This is a genomic window from Palleniella intestinalis (assembly GCF_013166595.1).
Lineage (GTDB): Bacteria > Bacteroidota > Bacteroidia > Bacteroidales > Bacteroidaceae > Prevotella > Prevotella intestinalis.
Genome location: NZ_JABKKG010000007.1, coordinates 53325 through 79227, shown reverse-complemented (window position 1 = coordinate 79227; position 25903 = coordinate 53325). Strand labels below are relative to the sequence as shown.

The following is a 25903-nucleotide window of genomic DNA, read 5'->3' as shown; positions in this document are numbered from 1 at the left end:
TTGTATACAATTAACTGGTGATTCCTTGTGAACAAAATGCCTTTCAGTCGTCAGACAGACAGGAAAGCCTGTCCTCCAAGGTATACTCGTCCAAGATGCAATGTGGATTTTAATGATAATTTTGATGTAACAAGTTCTCAGATAGATAAATTCGTCGAACTCACATTTATCATATATCAACTAAAAATGAGCTACTAAAAGTCATGCGGTTGGGTAAAGCCAGCGATTCGTATTTGCGCTTTGCGGTAGAGGTCTTGAAAAATGCTGGTGCTCTTGAAATTGGTGACGATGTCTTATGTGAATTATTTATCTAAACAAATGCGATGAACTTTACATATTCATTATTAATTACAAATGTGCTTGTTGCTGTGGTGATTTGCTTTTCCACTCTCAATGCTGAGGCTCAGACGAAACATGCATTACTCATTGGAATTTCGGACTATGGCAATGCAAGAGAATACCAAGGGAAATGGTCGGATATCAATGGTGCTAATGATGTCGCTTTGCTTTCTCCTTTGCTCACAAAGCAAGGCTATAAGGTGAGGACAATAGCTGATGCGCATGCAACATACGCCAATATTATCAGTGCCTTGAAAAAGGTGGTGAAAGAATCCCGAAAAGGGGATATGGTGTATCTGCATTTTTCTATGCATGGTCAGCCTTTTGAGGATTTGAATGATGATGAGACCGATGGTTGGGATGAAGCGTTAATCCCGGTTGATGCACAGATGCGTTATGTCAAAGGAAAATATGAGGGGCGGAAACATCTTCTTGACGATGAATTGAAAAGATATATTGCTCAGATTCGTTATAGGTTGGGATCAACAGGGCAGTTATATGTTGTGCTTGATGCGTGTCATGCAGGAACACTTTCACGAGGAGATGAACATATCCGTGGTGTGAAGGAAGGTTTTAGTCGTTCTGGCAAGGTGTACAGACCTGATAGGAATAAAGAGAAGAACGACTATTTTAAGATTAAGACATCTGCCGGTCAGTCACCTGTCGTTTTTCTTGAGGCTTGCCGTTCGTATCAAAGGAATATGGAGGTGTTTGACAAGCATAGCAAGAAATGGTATGGTTCATTATCCTACTATGTTGCGAAGGCAATGGAAAAGTACAAAATAGACGAGTCAGGGGAATGGGTGAAGGTTGTTAAGGCAGGTATGTGTTCAGACCGCAGGCTCAGGCATCAGAATATGGTTATAGAAACATCAGACAAGAATAGAAATGGGAAATGACAAAGAACTATTGACTGACGAAAAGAAGCTGAATAAGTTTCTTACGGAGCAGAAAGAAAAGAATTCCAAGTTGATAAGGAAATATTATCCTCAAATCAAGAGTGAGGACATTGAGGATGTTTATCAAGAAGCATGCCTTGCCATGTTCATCAACATAAAGTCGAACAAGCTGAAGGAGTTCGTGTCTACAAGGCATGAAGGTGTTGTTCCGAAAGCTTCGACTTATTTCTCTCGGATATGCCTGAGTCAGGCAGGCAAGTTCTGGCGGGGCGATAGCAAAAGGGACTCATTGGATGAGATTATAGAGCAACATTCGCACAAGCTTAAGTTTCATCAGGAAGGCGATGATAATGACAACGATGTTGATTTTGATGACGGCTTGGTCAACAGTCTTATTGACGGTGCGACAGACGACGCAAAAGAAACTACGATGGTGATGCGTGAGTTGGTGAAGCAACTGCCAAGCCCATGTGAACAAATTCTTTGGTACTACTATGGCAAAGAGAAATTAAGTTTGGCAGACATTGCAGAGGAAATAAATTTCAAGACGGCGAATGCTGTAAAGGCAAGAAAGTCTCAATGTATGAGCAGGCTGAAGGAAAAAGTCAGTTACTTGACCGGTGTGGTGAAGGGGAGACTTAAGGAGGACCCTAACACCTGCATAACAAAATTGATAGACAGTTATATGGACATAAACACTGATAGCCATGAGTAAGATTGATTATATGGAGTTTGATGAGAAGGTAGAGCGCTATCTTAAAAAGAAAATGACAGCCGATGAGATGGCGGAGTTCAAGGCTTTACTTGCACAAGATAATGATTTGAAGGAGCGTGCTCGCATGACTGCTTTGATGATTCGCACCATGAAGGATGTGGAAACTGAAAGTCTAGCAGAGGACAAACAGTTGTACAAGACAATTTCAAATATGACGGAGGAACAGTTCCGTAAGGCTGCCGGAATAAAGCCAGCATTGAGACCTGCGGCAAATAAAGTTCCAAAATCCAGGAAACTGTGGCTTGTTGTAACAAGATGGACTGCGGCTGCATGTGTGGCATGCGCTCTTGTATTTGGTGGTTATAGATATTATGGCTATCAGCAAACAGTTGTATTGGGAAATACTTCCTATACGGCTTACGTTTCGGACATATCAAGTTCCGGTGGTGTGCGTAGTTCCAGTGACGATGTGGAAATCAGCAAGCAGCTTTATGCATTGTTCGACAATGTAAAAAATGGTGAGGATATTTCTTCATCAATAGAAGAACTGAAAGGTTTGTATGAACAGGCGCAAGATGAAAACTCAGAATACAGTGTGTATATTGACGACATAGCATGGAATCTTGCCATAGCTTATCTGAAGGATGGTGACAAGGAAAGTCCACTGCCTATTCTTGAACACATGTTGGAGCGCAACAAAAACTATTCTGACATTACGAAGCCTGTACAAGAGCTGATAGACAAAATAAAGGATCTGTAAATAGTACCACTACTTAGCGAAAAGAAGATTTTCCAGAAATGGGAAATCTTTTTTTCGTTTTTTTCAATTATATCGTTAACCTTTTTGAATACTCTGGTATATATGAACAGCAAGGAATCAATAAAACAAATAAACAATAACACTAAAAACAAAAAAACATGAAAAAAAAATTCGCTATTACGCTCTTACTTTTGAGCACTGTGATTTCTGTTAACGCACGTGAACCATACGGTGATTATATCTGCCGTTATATAGTGACAGACGTGAATGGTTACAAGAAATACCATCCAGTATACAATCCGCTGAAAGTCACTCATTATGGATTGCAAGTCAAAAACACGAATGCTGGAACCAAGACTTGGAAGGCGACATATCAGGGGACGATAAGTTTGACGAACAGTGCAGGTAGTGAGCGTTTTCATAATTTTTACCTTGTTAATCAGCATGTGGAGTTTGACATCAGCGACAGACCGGTAGCAACATATAAAGGTAAAACATACTATGTTATAATTTTTGACGGACAGTGGCAGCTGGCTGAGGCTGTATATTAAAAACAAGAAATGTTAAATCAAATAATAATGTCGATGTATATGGATAAAGGTTATTCTATTTATGCAATTATTAGGCAGAGCAACTCTAATCAACTGCGACTGATAGAGAAAAGAGCTTGCTTAAATCGAACTCTTAGTCTAAACGACTATAAGCAATACCATGATTATGCAGTGGATTTGTATAGATCATACTGTAGTTGCATACCTTGGAACACAGGTATAAACAGAATTGATCAATTAACGCTTGGAGAACGTGATGCCCGAGAGAAAGCATTTGCATTTGAAGATACGTTATCACAAATGAAAAATGACTATGATGTCGTGGCTTATTCGCATCGTAAGGGTGGTTTCAAATCTTTTGTATGGCACTTTAATGATGATATAAAGATTGTTGTCTATACAAACTTCGGATATGGATCTTCAAGTAGTTTTGAGCAGAGCTTCTACTACAAAGGTATGAGACTGACTCCATATTCACACTTGATAAGATTCCGGTATGCCAATTATTCGCAGATAACGCAATATACGTATGCTTATAGTTTTGAGTATTCGGAATGGAAAGTGTTGCTTCAGGATTCTCTCGACTTTTACAATGCATTGATAAGTGGGGCTGATCATTATATTTTCTCATGGATTACAAACCATCTTGAGAAGATGACGAAGGGATTGGAGGATTATCTTGCTGCCAAATACGTGTATTTTGATAACAAAAAATGCGTAAACAACTATGGGTACATCCATTATGAGACTGTGAAAGAAAAAGTTGAAGGTGATGAGCTGTGGGTTGTTAAATCGGGAAAGATTGCTGATTCTCTGAAATTCATTGACAGCATCAATGCACTGCCTGCCCAAGTTTGCTCTAAAAAGTATGTTGAACGGATTATAAATGTTAGCAATAGTTTTTTGCCAATGCTGGAGGCTAAGCTGACGGAACTTAATACAGAAATCGAAGAATTGGACAAATATATAGAACAAATTCATTCAGATGGGAATTTTGCCCTTTATCAAAGAATCTGCAAGAAATATGTCAATAAGTACCCTAAGATGAGATTCTTCGTATCGCTGTTGCACAGAAAAGGATTGTGTGTCAACGATGTCAGAACAGAAATTGCCAATACAGCTGATCTGGTGAGGAAAGAACAAGGTCTGTCAAGCGATAGAAAGGCGAAAATGAATTTGCGCGACATACTTGATAATAATATGAATTCCATCAAGACTTACTTTGACAAAAACCGAGATCAACTTGACATTTGAACATATTCCAAAAAGGCAATGTTTCATTCGAAGATAATTAAATTATTTTCGAATGAAACATTGGAGAACTATAAAAAAAGCATTATGGTATCATACTTATCATTAAACGAAAGAAGCAGACAACTCATAAAAAATATATGGGTTAATGCAAACAACCATCCGATGTATGCAGGTTATTTGGTAGAGAAGGATGAAGCAAGTTATTTTACGGCTGGTGCAATAGCAATCAAAGTATCAAAGGGCGGCAAACCTATGAATATGTTTCTATTCTATCCTGCTTGTGACAATAGCGGAAAGATTGGCTCTGTGGCAATATACGGGTGCCAGTTGGAAGGTCATAAGAAGGCTATAGAGCGCAGCATGTTGATGTTTGGACTACCTGTGGAAAGTGTGGAGATGGATTCCGGAATAGAGGATTTCGTTGATGTGACGCTTAGAGATTATAATGATTGTTAATGGTAACTTGAAATCTTGTTTTCCAGGAATATCATAACTTGTAGTAAAGGATTGTAAAAAAGCGCATCATGTTAATCTATAGTCAAATAGAATTGATTTGCGAAAAACAGTAGATGTTCATAATTGATATTCTAATGATTACGCAACCAGATTTTTGTAATATACTTATATTTGACTATAAAAATGTATAATAACGATAAAAGAAACAATCAATGGAATTAAGTAACAAACAAAAAGCGTGGGCGATAGTCGGAGGTTTTGTCGCCATCACAGCAGGTGCAGGTTATCTCGTGGCGATAGGAGCGGTCAGTCCGTTCGTGTTCGTATTGTGGCCACTAATGTTTTGGCCATGGGGAAAGTATGTGTGGTTGGTCTGTTTGGATGAAATGAATGACTCCATGCGCCTTGTGGACAAGGCGTTGGGTAAGTTCAATTTCACTGTTGAAAAGGTGGAATGGAGTGAGGACAAGACCATAAGGCATGTCATAGGAAAATACCAAGAGCAGCATTTCATGATAGAGGTGTCTCCTGGTTGCTACACAATCCGCATAATCTATTTGCCTTGGTCGGAAGTTGATAGTGCAGACCCTAATGTGCCCAAGCTGATGGAAGCCGTCAATGACACTAATGCGGAGTTTTCCAATCTCTGTGTGGTGGTAACCAATCCTGGCGATGATGGGAAACGTGGGATTTACACCAACATGAATCTGGTTTTGCCTTCTTACCGAACCGCAGAGGTTCTTGAACAGATGCTCATTGATATGTTGAACAGCAGAATCTGCCTTAACAGGAATCTTGACCGTGAGCGTCCTTGGATGAACCAAAAGAAGAAAGTCGTAGGTTTTAATGCATACAGTCAGGAAAAGGATGAAAAGAAAGATGCTGTCATCGCTGCAAAAAGCGAAACGAAGATAGAGGGTTGAGTCCGTCGTACCAATAAAAACACAACCAAGTCAAATGAGAAACGGAATAGTGTTGATGGTTTTAGCAATGCTGCTTGCAATAAGCAGCATTGCATGTTCAGAGAGGAAGGGTGATAGCTATACTTTCACTTGTGCAAAGAAATATTTCGAGATTTGCGATTATGACAAGGCGTTGGAGTACGCACAAAAGGAAGTGGCGGAGAATCCGAAGAACGGAGCGGCGCATGCTATTATCGGTAGTGTGTATGTCTTCAGAGGTGAGTCTGTCAAAGCGTTGACAGCTTTGGATAAAGCCTTAAGCAATCTGTCGGAGAAGGACAAGAAAGAGAGAGCACACGCTTTGTATTACCGCAGTGTTGTGCATTCTTGTATGAGAGATACATTGGCTGTGCTGGAAGATTTGAAAAAGTCGTCAGAGTGTGTACCGGACAATAGGATTGTCAACTATGCCCTTGCTTGTCTTTATGAGGAAATGAAGATGTTTGCCAAAGCAGACTCCATCTATCGCAGGATGCTTGCGATAGGCAAAAGTGATTCTGAGACGGTTTTTAGTCATGCGGAGGTTGCTCTTGCAGAAAAACGCTATGATGAGGTGCACCGGTTAGTTGCGAAGGCCCAGTTACAGGGTGAGCAGGGCTATGTGTTGGACAAGCTGGAAATGGAAACGGCTCTTGTCAGAAAGGACTATGACAAAGCGCTTGAGAAGCTGGTTGCAGTACTTGAGCAAGGCTATTTTTCATCTGATATAGATGAGGCTTTCATGGAGTTAAGCAAATTCGCATACGCAAAAACCGTTGATGTGTTCAGGAAAAAGGCGATAGAGAATAAGGAACACAGTGATATATGGCTTTTTTGGTCGGGTGTATGTCAAATGTATGGCAAGGATTATGTCCATGCCGTGCAGACTATGAAAAGAGTAGCTGATGGCAACTCACCGGTCAGGCCTTCTGCACTGCGTGGCTTGATAGAGTGCTATGAACGTCTTGATGACAAGGAACAGATGGGGAAAGCTGCGGAACGCTATCTTGAAATCCGTCCGGATAATGACTATGCAAAACAGAAACTTGCGGAATCACGTGCCACTCCATGAAGTTCTCATTGCGCATTCTTTGATGAATTTTGGACACAGCCAAAGCTGCCTATGCAAAAACCATAAGACATCTGCTGTACTATAATATAAAAGCTGTACTATAATATAAAAAATGAACGATAATGAGTAATACAAAAATTCCCGGTCTGAGCTTTTCTTGGAAGAGAGCTTTAGGCATCACAAAAGTGAAGAGGGCTTTTACGAAAGCAACAGGAATCCCTACGACCAAAGCGGGGATAGAAAGAAAAATTGGTGGCACTATACTAAAACTACTGATAGGGAAGAAGTGACAATAGCAATATTTACATATAAAAGCAAACCAAATGGATATAGAGATAATGATACCGTGTGCGATACTTATTTGTGCCGCTTATATAGCTGGCAGGGTAGGTTTCGCTATAGAAAAGGACAAAGAAAAGAAATCTGATTATGACAGAATGGAAGATGCTGTTAATAAAGCAATAAATGAGGAAGACCGGAAAACGCGTAACTTGTTGGCAAAGGCATTGGATACTATAGGCTGTCAACATGAGGTCAATGATAAAGGAAACATTGTGTTCAAATATCAGGGAGAAGAGTTCTCTATAAGTGCAAGTGATGATGGTGATGTCATTTGGGTTTATAATGTCGCATGGCGGGTAATGAACATAGATGACCCAAAAGTTGGATATATGAAGCAGGCGGTGAATAAGGCTAATGCACACTGCGGAATCACGAGTCTTTACACGATAGATGATAAGCAAGGACTGGTTGGCGTGCATAGCCGAGGTGCTACATATTTCGCTTATAACATGCCTGATTGCGCAGGTTACCTGAAAGATTTTTTAGACGGATTCTTCTATTCCCATAAAGTGGTTGAGGAAGAATTTGTGAAGATATGTAATAGAGAGGGAAAATAAAAGTTTTTTTGTAGTAGATAATTAGGGAATATTCGTGGCTTTTGGATTAGCCACGAATATTTTTATTTTATTTAATAAATTCCACCAAAAGCGTGTGGTTTCTCATTTTTTATTTGTAATTTTGCTGACATATAGTAAATAAAAACCAACTACTATGATTACTCAAAACGAAAAGGAAGCGATAATAGAACTTATCAAGCAGCAGGTGGTGCCGGCAATTGGCTGCACGGAACCGATGGCTGTTGCGCTGTGTGTGGCTCGCGCAACGGAGATTCTTGGCGCAAGACCGGAGCGTATTGCACTGAGACTGAGTGCGAACATGATAAAGAACGCCATGGGCGTAGGTATTCCCGGTACGGGGATGATTGGGCTGCCGATAGCGGTGGCACTCGGTGCGCTTGTCGGAAAACCGGAGCTTGGGCTGGAAGTGTTGCGTGACAGCAACAAGCAGGTTGTGGAGGAAGGCAAACAGTATATTGCTGAAAACCGCATAGAGATAAAGTTAGAGGAGGAAGACCGGGACAAGCTCTTTATCAATGTCATTTGTCAGGCTGATGGCCACGAGGCGGAGGCAAGGATAAAGACTCACCATACTGAGTTTGTCTTCCTGCGCAAAGACTCTGAGGTGCTGCTACAGCAGGACGGTGCTGCTGTTCATCATGAAGGGGAGTGTGAGGTCGACCTCACATTGAGAAAGGTTTATGATTTTGCCACGGAGACCGATGTGGAGGACTTGCGTTTCATCCTTGAGGCGAAGCGGCTGAATGAGGAGGCGGCAGCAAGCGGTTTGCGTGAGAACTATGGGCATCAGCTTGGCAAGACAATGTGCAGTCCGTTGGGGCAGGGCATCATGGGCAACAGCATTTTCTCAAAGATTCTCTCCGTCACCAGCTGCGCCTGCGATGCACGTATGGCGGGAGCTATGGTGCCTGTGATGAGCAACAGTGGCAGTGGCAATCAGGGCATCTGCACCACTTTGCCGGTTGTGGTGTTTGCCGAAGAAAACCACAATACGGAGGAAGAACTGATAAGGGCGCTCATCATCAGCAACCTTACGGCGATTTACATTAAGCAGCACCTTGGCTCATTGTCAGCACTCTGCGGATGCGTGGTGGCAAGCACCGGCAGTAGTTGCGGCATGACATACCTTATGGGTGGAACATACGAGCAAATTTCCTTCTCTGTGAAGAACATGATTGCCAACCTTACGGGAATGATATGCGACGGAGCGAAGCCAAGTTGTGCGCTGAAACTGACGACCGGCGTGAGCACTGCTGTGATGAGTGCGATGCTTGCCATACAGAACAAGCATGTCACTTCCGCAGAGGGAATCATCGATGACGATGTCGACCACAGCATCCGCAACCTCACGGCTATCGGCAGCCGTGGCATGGACATCACTGACCGCTATGTGCTTGACATCATGACGCACAAAGGATAAAAACAATATTTCTTGTCTAAATTATGAAAAACAAAACATTTGCATCCTACATCAGCCTTTTGGTTGCCGCCCTCTTCGTCTGCCAAGAGGTTTGCGCACAGCAGAAGCAGCCCTTGTCAGGGTTGAATGCCAAACAATTCAACAAGTATTGGAGAGTTGAGTCTGAGTCGCCCGACTATCGGGTGACATTCAGGGGGGATACAGCAGAAATTTTGTCCCCTAAAGGTTTGACACTCTGGCGTAAAGAGAAGATGAGTGGCAAAGTGACCATAGAGTACGATGCCTGCGTGGTGGTAGAGAAAGAAGGCGACCGCCTGAGCGACTTGAACTGCTTCTGGATGGCATCCGATCCGCAATCGCCTGACAATCTGTGGAAACGGGCTGATTGGCGCAGCGGCATATTCCTGAATTGCTACACACTGCAGCTCTACTATCTTGGCTATGGCGGAAACCATAACTCCACGACACGATTCCGCCGATATGACGGTGATGAGGCCGGAGTGACCAATAAGGACAAACGCCCAGCCATCCTTACGGAATATACCGACAAGGAGAACCTGCTGAAACCAAACCATTGGTATCACATCAAGATTACCAATGAGAACAACCGTGTATGCTACTACATTGACGGAAAACGCCTGGTGGACTTCCGTGATCCAAACCCATTGACAGAGGGATGGTTCGGATTCCGCACCACCTTGTCACGTACACGCATCACCAATTTCCGCTACCACTGTGAACCTCTGCAAGCCTCGCAAGTTCCATTGCAATGGATAGGTGAGGCACCGGAATCCGCAAAGCCTGTCAGCTTCGGCGTGCCTTTCTCCAAAGGCTATCTGCGTGCCAATGACCCTTTTGTACTGAAAGATGCCAATGGAGATGCCATTGCCATAGACACTTGGCCGTTGGCTTATTGGCCTGACGGCTCTGTAAAATGGAGTGGGGTGGCAGGCGTTATTCCTGCCGGAGCAAAGAACATTATGCTGCAGAAAGTTGACGGCAAAAAGAGAAAAACGGAAGTGGCTTCCTGCATCAAGGTGAGCGAAGAGTCCAATCGCCTTGTCATAAATACCGGAAAACTGACGGCATACATCCCAAAGTCAGGAGAAAACCTGATTGACAGTCTTCTGAAAGGAGAAATAAAAGTGGGCGGCAATGCCCGTCTGGTGTGCCGCACACAGAGCGAACCGCTATCGGAAAGCACTCAGCAACTGACCTTCCAAGACTATACCGGACACCTTCAGAAAGCAAGCATAGAGCAAAACGGAAAAGTACGCGCCACCGTCAAACTGGAAGGTGTGCACCACGGCAAGGACGGACGTGAGTGGCTTCCTTTTGTCGTGCGCCTCTATTTCTATGCCGGAAGCGAACAAGTCAAAATGGTGCACAGCTTCGTCTATGACGGCGATCAGGACAAGGACTTCATCCGAGCATTGGGCATACGCTTTGAGGTGCCTATGCGTGAAGCTCTCTACAACCGCCATGTCGCTTTCTCATGCGCCGACGGAGGTGTGTGGAGCGAGCCTGTGCAGCCGTTGATAGGCAGGCGTGTGCTGACCTTGAATAAGTCGGACGAAAAGCCGAAGAACATTACCCATGGATTGCTTCAGCAACAGCAGATGGAGGGAAAGCGCATTCCAGAGTATGAGGCATTTGACAAAACAAACCAAAACCTGATAGACAACTGGGCTTCATGGGACGGCTACCGCCTTTCGCAGTCCAATGCTGACGCATTCACCATACGCAAGCGTGCCAATGCCGACAATCCTTGGATTGGGACTTTCTCCGGCACACGCAGCGACGGCTATGCCTTTGTGGGCGACATCAGCGGAGGACTCGGACTCCGGATGCACGACTTCTGGCAGTCCCACCCGTCAGCGTTGGAGGTCAACGGGACAAAAAGCAAGATGGCAGAACTCACAGCATGGATTTGGAGTCCTGACGCCGAACCGATGGACTTGCGCCACTACGACAATGTGGCTCACGACCTGAATGCCAGCTATGAGGATGTGCAAGAGGGCATGAGCACTCCTTACGGCATTGCCCGCACCTCTACCTTTACGCTCATCGCCGAAGAAGGCTATCATGGGAAAGAAGCGTTCGCCCGACAAGCGGAAGAGCTGTGCAAGCCGGGAATGCTTATGGCAACACCCGAATATCTCCATGCCCAACGTGCGTTCGGAGTGTGGAGTCTGCCCGACCGCACGACACCTTTCCGCACAGCCGTGGAGGACAGACTTGATGCATACATCGACTATTACCGGAAAGCCATAGAGCAGCATAAATGGTATGGCTTCTGGAACTACGGCGATGTCATGCACGACTACGACCCTGTGCGCCACTGTTGGCGTTACGACATCGGAGGATATGCGTGGGACAACACCGAATTGGCGTCCAACATGTGGATTTGGTACAATTTCCTGCGCACCGGACGCGCCGACATCTGGCGGATGGCGGAAGCCATCACACGCCACACCTGTGAGGTGGATGTCTACCACATAGGCCCTAATGCGGGATTGGGCAGCCGCCACAATGTCAGCCATTGGGGATGCGGAGCCAAGGAAGCCCGTATAAGCCAGGCGGCTTGGAACCGCTATTACTACTATCTGACCACCGACGAGCGCTGCGGCGACCTGATGGCGGAGGTGAAAGACGCCGAGCAAAAGCTCTACACATTAGACCCTATGCGCCTGGCGCAGCCTCGTGAACTCTATCCATGCACAGCTCCCGCACGCTTGCGCATCGGCCCTGACTGGATTTCTTATGCATGCAATTGGATGACCGAATGGGAACGCACGCAGGACACCCTCTACCGTGACAAGATTCTTGCAGGCATGAAGAGCATCTGCAAGCTCCCTAACCGCATTTCCACAGGCCCTGCCGCATTGGGATTCGACCCTGCTACTGGCATCATCACTACCGAGTGCGACCCGACTTTGCTTAACACTAACCACCTTGTCACCATTATGGGAGGCTTTGAGGTTATGAACGAAATGATAACCATGGTTGACCTGCCCGAATGGGAAGATGCTTGGCTGGAATACGCCTTGAACTACCGCAAGCGGACAAAGTTCAGGAACTCACGCCTCACAGGCTATGCCGCTTACCGGACAATGGACAGAGCCTTGGCGGAGGAGGCATGGAAAGCCTTGCTGAAAAGCAAAGAGGGCGGCATACCGCAGCCTCTTGATATAAAGGCAATTCTGCCTCCTCATGTCCCAGCCCCCGCAGATGAAGCTGTCGGCGTCACCACCAACGGAGTGGCGACATGGAGTCTTGATGCCATCTATCTGCAGGAAGTGGCACCTGTGAATGATTAATAATTAAACTGATTAATTGAAAACTAAACATAATGAAACAGAAAAGAATTATCCTGATTGGCGCATTGGCGCTGCTTGCTTCAACTGGGATGCAAGCCCAGAAGAAGAAAAAGGAAGTGATGAACGACTCCAACACTCCTCTGCATCTCTTGCAGCCTGCGTACAAAGTGCCTTATGGGGCTCTGACCATCGAAGGCATCAAGAAAGACATGGACAGAGTGCTGCACTATCTGGAAGCCAACACTCCAACTCGTGTCATCAATGAGAAAACCGGAAAGACCATAACCGACTACAGCTTTATAGACAAAAACTCCCAATTGGAGCGTGGCGCTTTCCGACTGGCAAGCTATGAATGGGGCGTGACCTATTCCGCCATGCTTGCCGCAGCCGACGCCACCGGCGATGCAGCCTACATGGACTATGTCACCGACCGCTTCAAGTTCCTTTCCGAAGTAGCCCCTTACTTCCGGGAACTGATGAAGGAAGGGAAAGTTGATCCGCAGATGCGCCAGATACTCCGGCCGGCGGCATTGGACGATGCAGGCGCAGTATGCGCAGCCATGATCAAGGCTTCGCAGAAGGACAAGAGCCTGAAACTGAATGACCTGATTGAGAATTACATGGACTTTATCCTCAACAAGGAATATCGCCTTGCCGACGGTACTTTCGCCCGCACCCGTCCGCACTGGAACACACTTTGGCTGGACGATATGTTCATGGGAATACCTCCGGTGGCCTTCTACTCAACGATTGCCGGCAAGGATGCGCAGAAGTATCAGGCCGAAGCCGTCCGCCAAGTCCTGCAGTTTGCCGAGCGCATGTGGGTGCCCGAGAAGAATCTCTTCCGCCACGGATGGGTGGAGGGCATGAGCGAGCACCCTGCCTTCCATTGGGGGCGCGCCAACGGTTGGGCATTGCTGACCATGTGCGAAGTCCTCGATGTGCTGCCCGAGGACTATCCGCAGCGTGACAAGATCATGAGCCTCCTCCGATCCCATATCCGCGGACTGGCAGCACTCCAAAGCGCTGAAGGACTGTGGCACCAGCTGCTTGACCGCAACGACTCCTATCTTGAAACCTCCGCCACCGCCATCTACGTCTACTGCATGGCCCACGCCATCAACAAAGGATGGATAGACGCCATGGCCTACGGCCCTGTCGTGCAGCTCGGATGGAACGCCATAACCACACAAATCAATGCCGAAGGACAGGTCGAGAACACTTGCGTCGGCACAGGCATGGCCTTTGACCCCGCATTCTACTGCTACCGCCCCGTGAACGTCTACGCCGCCCACGGCTATGGCCCTGTAATCTGGGCAGGCGCCGAGATGATTAACCTGATGAAGCACCAGCACCCGAAGATGAACGACAGCGCCATACAGTTCTATCAGACAGAGCAGAAGACCACACAGCCTATCTTCCATGCCGACAGCCCCGAAGCGTCAAGGTGAAAAAACGGTGGTGCTTGAAAAAATAAACTTTTTATGAGGTTTGGAGCTTCCCATTTCCAATTCGTCCGTTTTAATGGACGAATTGGAAATGAGCGATGAAATAGATATATCTCATAGCTTATAACTTTATAATTGTGTGGGAGTTCTGGTTGAATATTTTTTGAAAGAAATCCTCCAAAAGATGTTATTGCTGTCTTTATTATGTCAGTAGATTGCGCAAAATTAATTATACCAACGGGTTTCGTGATTAAATATGTAGAATTCATGACTCTCAGTGTAGATATTTTTGGCAATAATGCAGGTAGATGACTTTTGGAAAGTCTCTAAAAACATTAATAATAAATAATTCAGTGCAGACATTTCATCAGAAATGCCTGCACTGAATGTATATGAGTTCGTCAACAAAAATAATCAAGAAACAGAATTAGGGGAGATTGTATTGCTTGATTTTATTAACGAATCTGGTTATTCTTGATTCATTTGATTTGTATTGTTTAGATATATGCATCATTCCTTTATCTGTAATTCTGTAATGACCACGTTTTACGGTTTCAACCATTCCTGCCATTCTCAAATGGTGTTTTGCCCATCCAACATTGAAGTGGATTTTTGTATCTTTTCCATTAGGCTGAAGAGTATTGCGTTCTTCTTGTGTTAGATGAAAGTGGTTGGCAATAGCATCGCTACACTCCTGCCACGAGTGTGTTTTACCGTCACTTAAGAAATGTAGTAAAGGTTCTTGGCAATCTTTGACATTAGGTATCATTGTTATTGTAAGTTTGGATGATTAATATATTTAGATGCAATGTTGTACATTAGATGTTACTTCTTTGCAAATTTAGTTGAAATATTCGACATCTGCAAATGTTCTTATTTTTTTAACAATGCGACTCTTTGCGGTGATATTGTTGGTTATTCCGCTCCGTACTCGCAGAGTAGTATGCAGACTTTGTCCTGGAATGCTTTTGCGGGTGCGGCGCGTCGGATGCCTTGGTTGATGATGGAGAAGCAGAGTGTGGAGCCGCTGTCGGTGGTGAGGTAGCCGGCGAGGGAGGAGATGCCGGAGAGTGTGCCAGTTTTGGCGCGGACATTGTTCCTGCCCTTTGTGCGCTTCATGCGGTCCTTGAGTGTGCCGTCGACTCCGGCGATGGGGAGTGAGGAGTGGAGGTGGCTGTAGATGTTGGAGTCGTGGTAAGCATAGCGCAGGAGGAGGGTCTGGAGCTCCGCTGTCTGGTAGTTGTAGAGGGAGAGTCCGGAGCCGTCGGCAAGGCGGTAGTCGGAGGGGTTGAGCCCGAGTTTCCTTATCAGTTGCTTCATCACGGTGAAGGCGTGCTTTGCAGAGGCTTTGCGTCCGCCGTGGCGGTGTGCTATCTGGTAGAGCATTGTCTCGGCATAGAAGTTGTCGGACTCTTTCATCATCCTGCCGAGAATCTGGTCGAGGGTGTGGTGGCGTGTGATGAGAGTGGCGGGCTTGACGGCTGATGATGCGACGGCGATGCGGTTGCCGAGGGAGTCGAGGGGTATGGAGTCCTTGGGGAGGATGGTGATGTTGGCGTCGTCAAGGCGTTGCCGGAACTTCTCGAGGAAGTTGTCCTTGCGGCTCCAAGGCAGCGGAGTGAGCACCGGATTCTTGTCATCCCAGCACCAGCCTTCGCCAAGGAGTTTGTCGTCCTTGAAGGAGCGGTCCGCCTTCAGAGAGCCGTAGATGGTGTCCAGCTTGAGTTTCTCGATTGCTTCCACGAAAGCGTTCATGTCGTCAGTGTTGAAACGTGGGTCCATTCCGCCGGCAACGGTGATGTCGCCGTCGTTGTATTTCAGTGAGGTGGAGTAGCGGTAGGAGCCTTCAAGGTAGTCCAGGGCGGTGATGGCGGTAAGGACTTTCATCGTTGAGGCAGGTCGCAGAAGCTGCCGCTCGTTGTGGGCGAAGACGAGGGTGTCGGCGGTGAGGTCGTAGACCATTATGCCGACCTGTGTCTTTTGGAAGAACTCCGTGTCGAGGAGTTCATGGATGCGTTGCTGTATGGTCTTTGGTGTGACGGAGTCGCACTGTAAGGTGTCTGGTGCGATACTGTCCGAGAATGCCAAGATGCTGTCGGGTGAGATGGTGTCTTCCGGTATGGAGTCAGTCATTTCTTGTGCTGTTACGGGCAGGAGGAATGCTGCTTTGAAAAGGAGGAATATCAGAATGAAAAATCGTCTCATAGGTATTTGTTTACGATACTTTATGGTTAGTTTTTATGTTCAATATTGTGACTAAAACGAAAGGTAACACTTTGCGTGGTAAAAGGTAACACTTCACCATGCAAAGTGTTACCTTTTGTTTGGTCAAGTGTTACCTTTCGGAAAGTCATGTGGCAGGCATCATCTTGCCAGCGAGAATTTCAGTGACAGTCCGAAGTCCTGCGTTGTCGTAGGGTAGGAGTTGTTCGACAGCAGCGGAGTGTTGCTCTGGCGGTCGAAATAGAAGCTCATGGTCATCAGTCGTGACATGGCGTAGTCGGCAGAGAACGACAGTTTGAAGGCGTTGTTGCCGCTTGTCGCCGTGGAGACCATGGAGGCGATGTCACGGTTGATGGCCGCCTGCTTCCTGAAACTGAGGTCGAGACGCAGGTTAAGGTCGTGGCTGAATCCGTTGCGTCGTGTGTTCCTCTTCGTGCTGTTTTTGTTTTTATTGTTGTCATCGTCATTGCCGGAGCCTTTCTTGCCGGAGCCTTTGACCTTGCGGTGGTTCGTTCCGCCGAGGAGGCGGAAGTCCTGAATCTTGTAGCCCATGCCGAACACCCAGTCCTTGGACGTTGTCTCAGAGATTTGCACACTTGTCATGGAGAGGTTTATGACACGTGTGGTACGGTATTCGCCCTTCAGTGTCATGCCGTTGTGCAGGGTCACGTCGATGCCGAGGAGAGGGGAGAACGCCTCGTTGATGCTCACCTGTGAGATGTTGTACATCGAGTTAGGGATAGGGTTGGAGGTCGCTGCGTCGGAGATGAAGCCCAGTCCGTTCATGAACTCCTGGAATGTGGAGAAGCTGCTGTAAGAGCCTACGGCGTAGATGCTCTTGTAGCCGTGGTTGATGTTGACGCTCTTGAACTTGTTGCGGAACCATGTGAGCTGTCCAAGCCCGCTGTAGCGCAGTGTCCAGTTAGGCAGCAGTTTCGCCAGTGACGGGAACGGGCTCAGGTCGTTGCCACCCATGGAGGTGTAAGCGTTGAGGAACGCCGGCACCATCACGTCGGCACTGTATTGGTTGACGCCACCGTATTTCGCTGCATCGAAAGGTTGTCCGGCGAGAGCCGTGCCCTCCGGATACCTTGCGCCCGAGTACTGCGCTTCCACACGCTGGCGGAATCCTTCGAGAGAGTTGCAGAACTTCTCGAAAGTCTTGGAGCGGAAACCGTTGCTTTGGCTTCCGCTGCCTTCGAGAGCCGAGCCGAGGGAAAGGGTTGTCATGGTGAATGTGCCGGAATGTGTGGTAGGGTTGCCCCGGTACATGTACTGCACACTCTTCGCCCGTGTCATCGTGCGGCTTGCGTTAAGGTCAATCTTGAATTCGCGGAACGGTTCGAGAGTGGCACGGAACTGTATGTCCTCAGTATTGTTTGTTGCGGCAGGAGTGGCTATGGAGTCGTTTGTCATGAGCCATCCGCGCTCCTTTGCATGGTCGATGTAGCCGTCGCCGACAAGTCCGAAGGCGAAGTCAAGTCCCGGCGACAGCAAGCCGTCGCATTTCTTTTGCCCGAAGGCGTCGCCCACAGAGTTCATGAATCCCGGCAGGGAGAGTGAGTAAGTGTTGCGGTAAGTGAAGCTGACGTTGCGCACCATCATGAGGAATCGTGCCACGGACTGTGCCGTGCGGTACCATTTCTCGGAGTCGAGGTCAGGGAGTTTCATCACAGTGAGCTTCACTGTCATGGCGGAGTCGGCTTTCAGGGAGACCGCAATCTTGTTGTTGTCCTTCTTCTTGAAGCGGACAGGCACGAGTTTTCCGTCCTTTGTCTTTGCGGTGACAAGGAGGCGCTTGGAGTTCTTTCCGTGTGCGAACTCTATGAGGCTGTCAGGATAGAGAGTAAGTTCTTTCTCGACGGAGTTCTTGTTTTTCGGCAGTTGCGTCTTAGGGTCGTTCTTGGCATCCTTGGAGCTTTTGCCGTCGTTCCTGCTTTTTGCGAGCTTTGCCTTTGCGGGTTTTGCGGGAGCACGCTTGGGTGCACGCTTGAATCTTTCGTTTGTTTTTTTCAGGAAGGGCACATGGTTGTACAGTTTTTCCATGGCGAAAGTGCCGTTGAGGGAATATGTACGGTTCATCGCTATGGTGTTTCCGAGCGATGTGCCGTCCTCAAGTTCTGTGCCTCGCACCCAGTTGTAGGTCGATGAATAGCTGCCGTCGGCGGTGAGCCAGTCGAAGACAGGAATCATGTTCAGCGGCAGTCGGTAGGACGCGCTGACGTTCTGGCTGTAGTCGAGTGGTGTGCCGAAATGCCTTATGCTTGTCCATACAGAGTCCTTCCATGCCTGATAGCGTTCAGGATAGAGGTCTTTGTTTACGGCAGTGTACGGCTCTTCAATCTCAGCGTGTGTGGCAGACTGGAAATTGAAGTGCAGGTTCTTTGTCAAGTCCCAACGCAGCGAGAAATCACGGTTCCACAGGAACTGCGAGTTGAAGGTCAGTGGCAGTTGTGAGTCGCCCATGGCCTCCATGTCACGCTCTTGCAGTTCGTAGTAGGAACGTGTCATTTCCGTGTTGAAAGCGACAGACTGTGGCAGCCAGTTCAGGCCGAAGCGTTTCAGGATGTCGTAGTATTTGGATTTTGACTTTATCTTCTTGAACGGCTCAATAGGCTTGTAGACAGGGCTCCATGAGTAGTTCATTGAGCCACGCCAGTTGTCCTCGTTCTCGTAGATTGTCGTCTCGCCCTGCTTGTGAGTGTGCGAGTGGCTGTAGGAGAATGAGAAGTTTGCCGGGTCGTAAGGCATAGGATGTCCTTTGGTCGATATGCCTACGCGAGCGTTGGAGACAGAGAAGTTTGTGTTTGTTATTTTAGATACGGCAATGCTCTCAATGGAGTCCCTGCGGTGCTTGTCAGGTTCGGCGTCAAGAGCCTCCTTGAGTTCCATGTCGGTGTCCAGAGGATTGTACTTCGGGGAAGTCTTTTCCTTTGTCATGCTGTAGTAGACAGGCACGGATACTTTTGCCTTGTCCGGGAAGAACTTGCCGAGTTCGACGTTTGCTGTCACGGAATAAGTCGTGAAATCGTCAGTGGAACGCTGCGTGACGCCCTGCTCCAATCCGCCGAATCCTGCCGATGTATGCTTGCCGTTGACATTGACGGTTCCGAGGTCCGACAGCTGCAGGTTCATGTTTCCCTGTGCCGCCCAGCCTCCGGAGTTCTCCGTGTCTTTGAGGCGCAGCTCGTTCACCCACACTTCTCCCGACTTGGTTGTCGAAGAAAGGTTACGCACACCGATAATCATGGTCTTCACCTCGCCGAGAGTAGGGTTGCCCATGATAGACACTTTGTTCTTCGGGTTGTTTGGGTCGTAAGCCGTAAAGACTTTGTTGTATGCGCTGCCTGTTCTGTTACGCTCTTTTTTCAGGCTTGTGAAGACGGTGAGGTCGATGTCGAGCATGTTCTCTTCGGGCCATACGGCACGGCGTTGTTCAGAGGAATATTTTCCTTCAGGTGTGAGTTTCAGTGGAATCTCGTATTCGTAGAAGTTGGATTTGTAGTCCGAACCGACACGCACGAAGAGAGCAAGCTGGTTGTTTTCCAATGCTGTAGGGTCAGCTTCGAAAGCGTGTGCGTGGCTGAACATCTGCAGATGCTTGTAGTAGCGCATGTCAAGGGACATGTTTTTGTACACACATTTTGACTCTCCCGGAGCCAAATTGGAGAGAGTCATGGCAAGAGCCTGCTCGTTGTTCTCTGTCAGCTGTGGCTGTGAAGGGTCTACCACACGGGAGATTCCCGGCGGCAGGACGTAGTTGACAGGAGTCTTGTCGTTGTTTTCCTCTATGTTTACAGCACTTACCGAGAGTGTACCTGTTGATGCGGAACTCTCAAGGCTCTGCTCATAGATACGCCATTCGCCACGGACAAGGTCGAGTGTGCCGAGGCGCACGATGACAGGTTTCTCGAAATTGGTGAGGAACATGCGCATGAAGCGTATGGATGTGAAGTCAGAGATAGAGCCCACTTTGCTCTCGTATTCACGCAGAGGAATGCGGAACTGATACCATGTGACCTGTTCCGTTCTGTCACCGCTGTTCCTGAGTGGCGGCAAGGCCACACGCTTGTCGACGATGAAGTTCTTTCCCACCTGCATGTCTTCAGGGCGCAGTGAGATGTGGTACTGGTAGTATTTCTCGTATTCGTTAAGTGTGAAGTCCTGGTTTATGTCCTCGACATCAGGCGTAGTCTTGTAGGATGTGTCGTAAGCCTCTGTCCTTTGGTCAGAGTCAGGAGAGTTTCCCTGTGGGTTGTTTATCCGTTTGTAGCGTTCAAGGATAGGAGTTTGTCTGTTGTCAAACTCTGTGCTGCGGAAATACTGGTAGTTGTCGGCAGCCGGGTCGTTCATGATAGCGTTGTAGACAGAGTCGTTTCCGCTGTATGTCGTATTGACAAAGTCAAGGAATGTGCGGTAGCCGTCGAAAGAACGCTCCTCGTCATCTGTCAGTCCGTTATAGCCCACATCCTGCAGATGGCGTGTTCCCGGAGCTGTGGAGAAGGCGTAAGTCACGGCAGCCTGTGTAGGAATCTTGCCCCATTGTGTGGTTGTGAAAGCCTGTGAGCCGTCGGTAGGCATACCGCTCTCATAGAATTTCTTGCCGTCACGGAGGATGTCCTCGCTCACTTCGCCGAGGTTGAAATACATGTCTCCTCCCATTCCTTGTGTGTCAGCGTAACCGTTAGGCGAGGTGATGAACGGGTCAAGCATCCAGAATTCGATATACTCCACGTTGGCTGTCTCGAAGTCCGATGTGTCAAGTTTCCTCATCATGCCGCCCCAACTGCGCTTAGGCATGGTCAGTCTGCCCTTGTCGTTGAGGGCAGTCGTGAAGTTGTACGGACCACGCTCGTCAGGGTAATATGCGAGGTTGAGTATTGAAAGGGTGCTTGTTGCGCCGTTGTATGTGCTTTGGTCGCGGTTAGGGAACAGTTCGCTGACATACACCTCACGGACATAATGGTTGGAAAGCTGGTCCAAGTCGCCCTTGATGTGTCCCGGTGTGAGTGACGAGCCCTGTCGTGTGAACAGAGGGTCGATGTTGTACCATGCAAGGCGTGAGCGGTTGAAGCCGCTTCGCAGAGTGCTCTTGTCCTTCTGTTCCTCGAACATTGACGGCACACTTGACAGTGTCCATGATGTCGGAGTGGACACGTCAATCTTGTTCGTGGCATTCTCAAAGTCGTCAAGATAGGAGGCGTTGTCCTGCGTTCCGCTGGCAGTTCCGGCAATGAGTTGTGCGAATTCTGCCGAGATTTGTATGGACGATGGTGCTGTGAGATGCAGGAAAGGCAGTTTGTCAAGGATGTTTGTCAGCCATTGTGACTCCTTCTTCCAATTCAGGTTGACGCCCCAGATGGTGTTCTTCAATGGTTCAGAGCCCATGGTCACCTTTGTTGTCAGTGCCTGCTCGGAGAGATGCTGGAACGTTCCCGACATCTGGAAATCCTTGGAGAAGTTGTATTCCCAGTTCAGTCCGACCATTGTCTTCCTCTGTTGGCCGTAGTCGGTGTCGCTTTCCAATGAGACATTGATGTTCGTTCCGGCATCGATGATGCTCTGGTTGAGGATTGTCACCTCACCGGCAGCGTAGTCGACAGAGTAGTCTGAGCCTTCGGTGAGCACCACTCCGCCCGCTGTGACAATGACAGAGCCACGCGGAACATTATATGCTCCGAGTGAGATGACGTTGGATGATGTGCCTTTGAACTGTCCGGTAAGAATGAATTTGTCTTTTTCTGCGATTTGCTTCGCTATGGTTTTCGTGGAGTCGTAAAGCTCTGTGTAAGCGTATCTGTCAGGGTTCGGCACACCGGCGTTCCTGAGTGTCTCACGGAGATAGCTTCCGAACGGTTCTACTTTAGGGAAGAACACACGGCCGTTGCTCACGGTGTAGCCTTCAACGAAGTCGAAATAGCCGTTGGAGTGTGCCTTGTTGTTATTGTCAAGGCGGTCAGCGCCGAGGAGTTTCACCAATGGCGTGCCTTTCACTTGTTGCTCCGGAATGTAGGTGAGGTAAACACCCGCCGAGTCAGACTGGAACTTCACATCAAGGCGGAACTTTGTTTTCTCCACGCTTGACGCAAGGTAATAGACGTTCTTCATCATCAGCGGCCAGTTGCCCTGTTGCGGATTGTTTGCCGTATTCTTAAGAGACTTGACGAAAAGAGCCTTGGAATTGTCCGGCTGGTCTGCCGCAAACTCACCCACCTGGTATGTCTGTCCGCCGTAAGTGTATTCGTATGCCACGGCAAGCACCTGGTCTGTCTGTAGGGTAGTTTTCAGAGAGACATATCCGAGGTATTGGTTTACGGTGTATTCTGATGATGACAGCTGTCGTGCACGCTCTATTTTCTCATAGTCAGCGCCACCGACAAGACTATAGCCGTCGAGAGTCGATGATGTCAGGTCTATGTCACGTGCCGCCTGCAGCGTGCTGACCATGGTGGCATACTCAGAGTTTGCGGAGTTGCTTGAAGGCACATCACTGCCTTTGTCGCCACCCCAGAGGCTGTTGCTTATCTTCTGCGCTTCGCCAAGGTCTGTCAGTGCAACGACATTGCGGGTGTTGGATGTTGCTCCGGACTTGTTTGTCACCCAAATCTCCACACGGTTTATCTTCACTCCGGTGGTAATGTTCGGGAGTGACGCCATGCCTTTGTCGTACTGCGCACGGAAGAAATTGGAAAGGAAGAAGTGGCGGTTCTCCTCGTAATTCGCCACATCAATCTCAAACGGTGTCAGCTGCACGCCGCCCTTTGAGTTTACGCTTGAAGAGTTGGACTTCTTCTGTGACAGTACGGTCTGCAGCTTCAGCTTGCCGAACTGCATGTCAGTACGTATGCCGAAGAGCGAGGATGCGCCCTGCACAAGTGAGGAATTGGACGGGAAGGATACATTGCCCGCTTCCACGAGTTTGATAATCTCATCCTCTTTGCCCTCATATTTCAGTTTGATGTTCTGCTGGTCGAAATTGAAAGTAGCGTCAGTGTTGTAGCTGAGTCCCATGTTCACCTTGTCGCCAACCTTACCTGTCACGTTGATATTTATCTTCTCGTCGAAGTCAATGGATGTCGTTTTGCGGTTGCGGATAGGGAGTGAAGGGTTGTCAATCTTCTTTACTGTCGCACCGAACCTGAGTTCCGCTGTTCCCTTTGTGGTGACCCTTACTCCTCCCGGGCCGAAGATTTTCTCCGCCGGTCCGAGGTCAAAGTGCATGTCAGTGAAGTCGAATTTCTCCTTGCCCTTCTTCTCGAAAGTCTCAGTGTTCTTGTTCCGATAGTACTGTGCACGCTGTTTCTTTCCGACATAGTCCAGGTATTCATCAAGAGTAAGCATAATAGGGGCGTCAAGATATGTGCCGCCCATTTTGTAGCCGATGATGTAACGGTCGATGGAATCGTTATACTCTATTTTCTGTTCGAGGTTCTCCGGCCGCTTCAAGTCTGCCGAACCTTGTTTAAGATCCTCAAATGTTGCGGGAATTGTCCTTTGGATTTTCCATCTCGGGTTAAGCAAAGAGTCCGGAATATCCTCGGTGTCGATAACGAGAATCTCGTCAAGCTTTGTTGTCAGCGAGTCCTTTTTCTCTTTGTTGGCGTTATCTTTTTTCTGTTGCCTTACCGCCTGCGGCATGGTCATGGCATAGCCTGTCAGCACAGTAAATGCACTGACAAGAATCCATGTGGCAATATTTCTCAGTTTGTTCAAGCCTGAATCGCTTTTTTATGTAAGTGAGCTTACAAGGTTGTTCTTTATGCAGTCAATTCGGAAGTGATGTCGCTCACTTACTTTATCATCTTCAGTGCCGCTTTGATTACATCCTGCACAGGAGTGTCAGGAGCATCCTTGAGGATAGCCGTGACGGCCTTTGCCGACGGTGCAGGGGAGAAACCGAGGGCAGATAGTGCGGCAACAGCCTCGTCACGGATGTCGGTATTGACAGTCTCCGCGGCACCGTCGGTACCTGCGCTGGCATGCAGTTCGCCTGTTATTCCGAGTGAGACAATCTTGTCCCTGAGTTCAAGGATTATCCTTTGTGCTGCCTTTGGTCCGATGCCTTTCACTGTCTTCAGCATTTTCTCGTTACCGCTTGCTATGGTGTTGCACAAATCCGCCGGTGTTGTGGCAGAGAGAATCATGCGTGCAGTGTTTCCTCCCACGCCGTTGACGGTGATGAGCAGGCGGTAGAGTTCCCTTTCCTGCTTTGACGAGAAGCCATAGAGAGTGAAGGAATCGTCCCTTCCTCCGGTCACGAGCTGTTCATGGACATAAAGCTTTGTCACGTTGTCTTCTTTGTTCTTTGTCCCCTGCAGCGATGTGTATGTGTTGAGTGTAATGCACAGTCCGTAGCCCACGCCTCCGGCTTCTATCACAGCCATGGCGGGAGTCAGTTCGGTGAGTTCTCCTTTTATGTATTCAATCATGATGCGTTTTTATAAATATTTACGTGTGTACAGAAATAATAACGCACGAGAGGTGCTTTTATTGCCTTGCAGACTGATATTTGTGTTAAATAATATTACCCGAATAAAGAAAACAGACAAATAGTAATGATTCACGAGAATTATTGCTAATTTTGCATCCGAAAACATCAAAAGCCTTACATAAAGCAAGTGGAACTGCGATGTTTTAGGTAAAAAACACTCAGGAATAACTATTAAAACAAAGAAAATAATATGGGAAAAATCAGAGCAGCCGTAGTGGGTTACGGCAACATAGGTCGCTTCACCGTTGAGGCTCTTGAGGCGGCAGAGGATTTTGAGATAGCAGGCATCGTGCGCCGCAATGGTGCGGAGAACTGCCCGAAGGAGATTTCTGACTACAAGGTCGTGAAGGACATCAAGGAACTTGGTGATGTTGATGTGGCTATTCTCGCCACTCCGACACGCTCATGCGAGGAATATGCAAAGCAGATTCTTCCGCTCGGCATCAACACAGTGGACTCTTTCGACATCCACAGCTCTATCGTCGAGTATCGCCGCTCCCTTGGCAAGGTCAACAAGGAGACCGGCACTGTCAGTGTCATTGCTGCCGGATGGGATCCGGGTTCCGACTCTGTTGTGCGCACACTTATGGAGTCTCTCGCACCGAAAGGCCTTTCCTACACCAACTTCGGCCCGGGACGCTCCATGGGACACTCCGTCTGCGTGCGTTCAAAGGCAGGTGTCAAGGACGCTCTGTCAATGACAATCCCTGTGGGTGAAGGCATCCACCGCCGTATGGTTTACGTGGAACTGGAGGACGGTGCGGTATTTGAGGAAGTGGTGAAAGCAATAAAGGCTGACCCGTATTTCGTCAATGACGAGACTCATGTCTTCCAAGTGGAGAGTGTGGACGCCCTCAATGATGTCGGTCATGGTGTCAACCTGACACGCAAGGGTGTCTCTGGAAAGACTCATAATCAGATGTTTGAGTTCAATATGAAAATCAACAACCCTGCGCTCACTGCACAGGTGCTTGTCAATTCGGCACGTGCTTCCATGCGTCAGCAGCCGGGATGCTACACAATGATAGAGATTCCGGTGATTGACTATCTGCCGGGTGACCGCGAGAACCTTATCGGACATCTTGTATAAGACA

18 protein-coding genes are annotated in these 25903 nt (G+C 47.8%); 14 read left to right on the top strand and 4 right to left on the bottom strand.

Annotated elements, in window-relative coordinates; genetic code table 11:
• The first annotated feature begins 323 nt into the window (after positions 1-323).
• The 13 genes from HPS57_RS10405 to HPS57_RS10345 all read left to right on the top strand — a co-directional run bounded on the left by HPS57_RS10405 (position 324) and on the right by HPS57_RS10345 (position 14098).
• A complete protein-coding gene (locus tag HPS57_RS10405) occupies positions 324-1238 on the top strand; it encodes a caspase family protein (protein WP_172182848.1) in 915 nt (304 codons plus the stop codon).
• The gene (locus HPS57_RS10400; protein ID WP_172182846.1) at positions 1228-1953 is read left to right on the top strand and encodes an RNA polymerase sigma factor; all 726 of its coding nucleotides are present in this window, start codon (positions 1228-1230) and stop codon (positions 1951-1953) included. The genes HPS57_RS10405 and HPS57_RS10400 overlap by 11 nt, the downstream gene beginning before the upstream one ends.
• Positions 1946-2713 (top strand): hypothetical protein, encoded by a 768-nt coding sequence (locus HPS57_RS10395; RefSeq protein WP_172182845.1) that lies wholly within the window; start codon positions 1946-1948, stop codon positions 2711-2713. Before HPS57_RS10400 ends, HPS57_RS10395 begins: the two co-directional genes overlap by 8 nt.
• 158 nt (positions 2714-2871) lie before the next feature.
• Positions 2872-3264 carry a hypothetical protein gene (locus tag HPS57_RS10390; RefSeq protein ID WP_172182843.1) on the top strand — a complete coding sequence of 131 codons (393 nt, stop codon included), beginning with the start codon at positions 2872-2874 and terminating at the stop codon, positions 3262-3264.
• Between the two features lie 39 nt (positions 3265-3303).
• The gene (locus tag HPS57_RS10385; RefSeq protein WP_172182841.1) at positions 3304-4518 is read left to right on the top strand and encodes a hypothetical protein; all 1215 of its coding nucleotides are present in this window, start codon (positions 3304-3306) and stop codon (positions 4516-4518) included.
• An 84-nt stretch (positions 4519-4602) separates the two neighbouring features.
• A complete protein-coding gene (locus HPS57_RS10380; RefSeq protein WP_172182839.1) occupies positions 4603-4974 on the top strand; it encodes a hypothetical protein in 372 nt (123 codons plus the stop codon).
• Between the two features lie 212 nt (positions 4975-5186).
• A complete protein-coding gene (locus HPS57_RS10375; protein ID WP_172182837.1) occupies positions 5187-5897 on the top strand; it encodes a hypothetical protein in 711 nt (236 codons plus the stop codon).
• A 34-nt stretch (positions 5898-5931) separates the two neighbouring features.
• Complete coding sequence (locus tag HPS57_RS10370; protein ID WP_172182835.1) at positions 5932-6987, top strand: tetratricopeptide repeat protein; 1056 nt, start codon at positions 5932-5934, stop codon at positions 6985-6987.
• A gap of 122 nt (positions 6988-7109) precedes the next feature.
• A complete protein-coding gene (locus HPS57_RS10365; protein WP_172182833.1) occupies positions 7110-7277 on the top strand; it encodes a hypothetical protein in 168 nt (55 codons plus the stop codon).
• 33 nt (positions 7278-7310) lie between these two features.
• Positions 7311-7886, top strand: a complete 576-nt coding sequence (locus HPS57_RS10360; RefSeq protein WP_172182832.1) for a hypothetical protein — start codon at positions 7311-7313, stop codon at positions 7884-7886.
• A gap of 154 nt (positions 7887-8040) precedes the next feature.
• Positions 8041-9327 (top strand): L-cysteine desulfidase family protein, encoded by a 1287-nt coding sequence (locus tag HPS57_RS10355; protein ID WP_172182831.1) that lies wholly within the window; start codon positions 8041-8043, stop codon positions 9325-9327.
• Between the two features lie 23 nt (positions 9328-9350).
• On the top strand, positions 9351-12647 hold the full coding sequence (locus HPS57_RS10350) for an exo-rhamnogalacturonan lyase family protein (RefSeq protein ID WP_253946526.1): 3297 nt from the start codon (positions 9351-9353) through the stop codon (positions 12645-12647).
• Positions 12648-12679: 32 nt separating this feature from the next.
• On the top strand, positions 12680-14098 hold the full coding sequence (locus HPS57_RS10345; protein WP_172182829.1) for a glycoside hydrolase family 88/105 protein: 1419 nt from the start codon (positions 12680-12682) through the stop codon (positions 14096-14098).
• A 424-nt stretch (positions 14099-14522) separates the two neighbouring features.
• Here the strand turns inward: HPS57_RS10345 and HPS57_RS10340 are convergent, their stop codons facing one another.
• From HPS57_RS10340 to ruvA, 4 genes are all read right to left on the bottom strand, one after another.
• On the bottom strand, positions 14523-14864 hold the full coding sequence (locus HPS57_RS10340; protein WP_172182827.1) for a winged helix-turn-helix domain-containing protein: 342 nt from the start codon (positions 14862-14864) through the stop codon (positions 14523-14525).
• A 146-nt stretch (positions 14865-15010) separates the two neighbouring features.
• Positions 15011-16300, bottom strand: coding sequence for a D-alanyl-D-alanine carboxypeptidase/D-alanyl-D-alanine endopeptidase (gene dacB, locus HPS57_RS10335; RefSeq protein ID WP_172182825.1), 1290 nt, complete (start codon positions 16298-16300; stop codon positions 15011-15013).
• A 159-nt stretch (positions 16301-16459) separates the two neighbouring features.
• Entirely contained in the window at positions 16460-24031 is a 7572-nt protein-coding gene (gene sov / locus HPS57_RS10330; RefSeq protein WP_501981540.1) for a T9SS outer membrane translocon Sov/SprA, read from the bottom strand.
• Positions 24032-24108: 77 nt separating this feature from the next.
• Positions 24109-24747, bottom strand: coding sequence for a Holliday junction branch migration protein RuvA (gene ruvA, locus HPS57_RS10325; RefSeq protein WP_172182823.1), 639 nt, complete (start codon positions 24745-24747; stop codon positions 24109-24111).
• Positions 24748-24999: 252 nt separating this feature from the next.
• Here ruvA and HPS57_RS10320 point away from each other — a divergent pair, with 252 nt between their 5' ends.
• Positions 25000-25899, top strand: a complete 900-nt coding sequence (locus tag HPS57_RS10320) for a diaminopimelate dehydrogenase (RefSeq protein WP_172182821.1) — start codon at positions 25000-25002, stop codon at positions 25897-25899.
• The last annotated feature ends 4 nt before the right edge of the window (positions 25900-25903 follow it).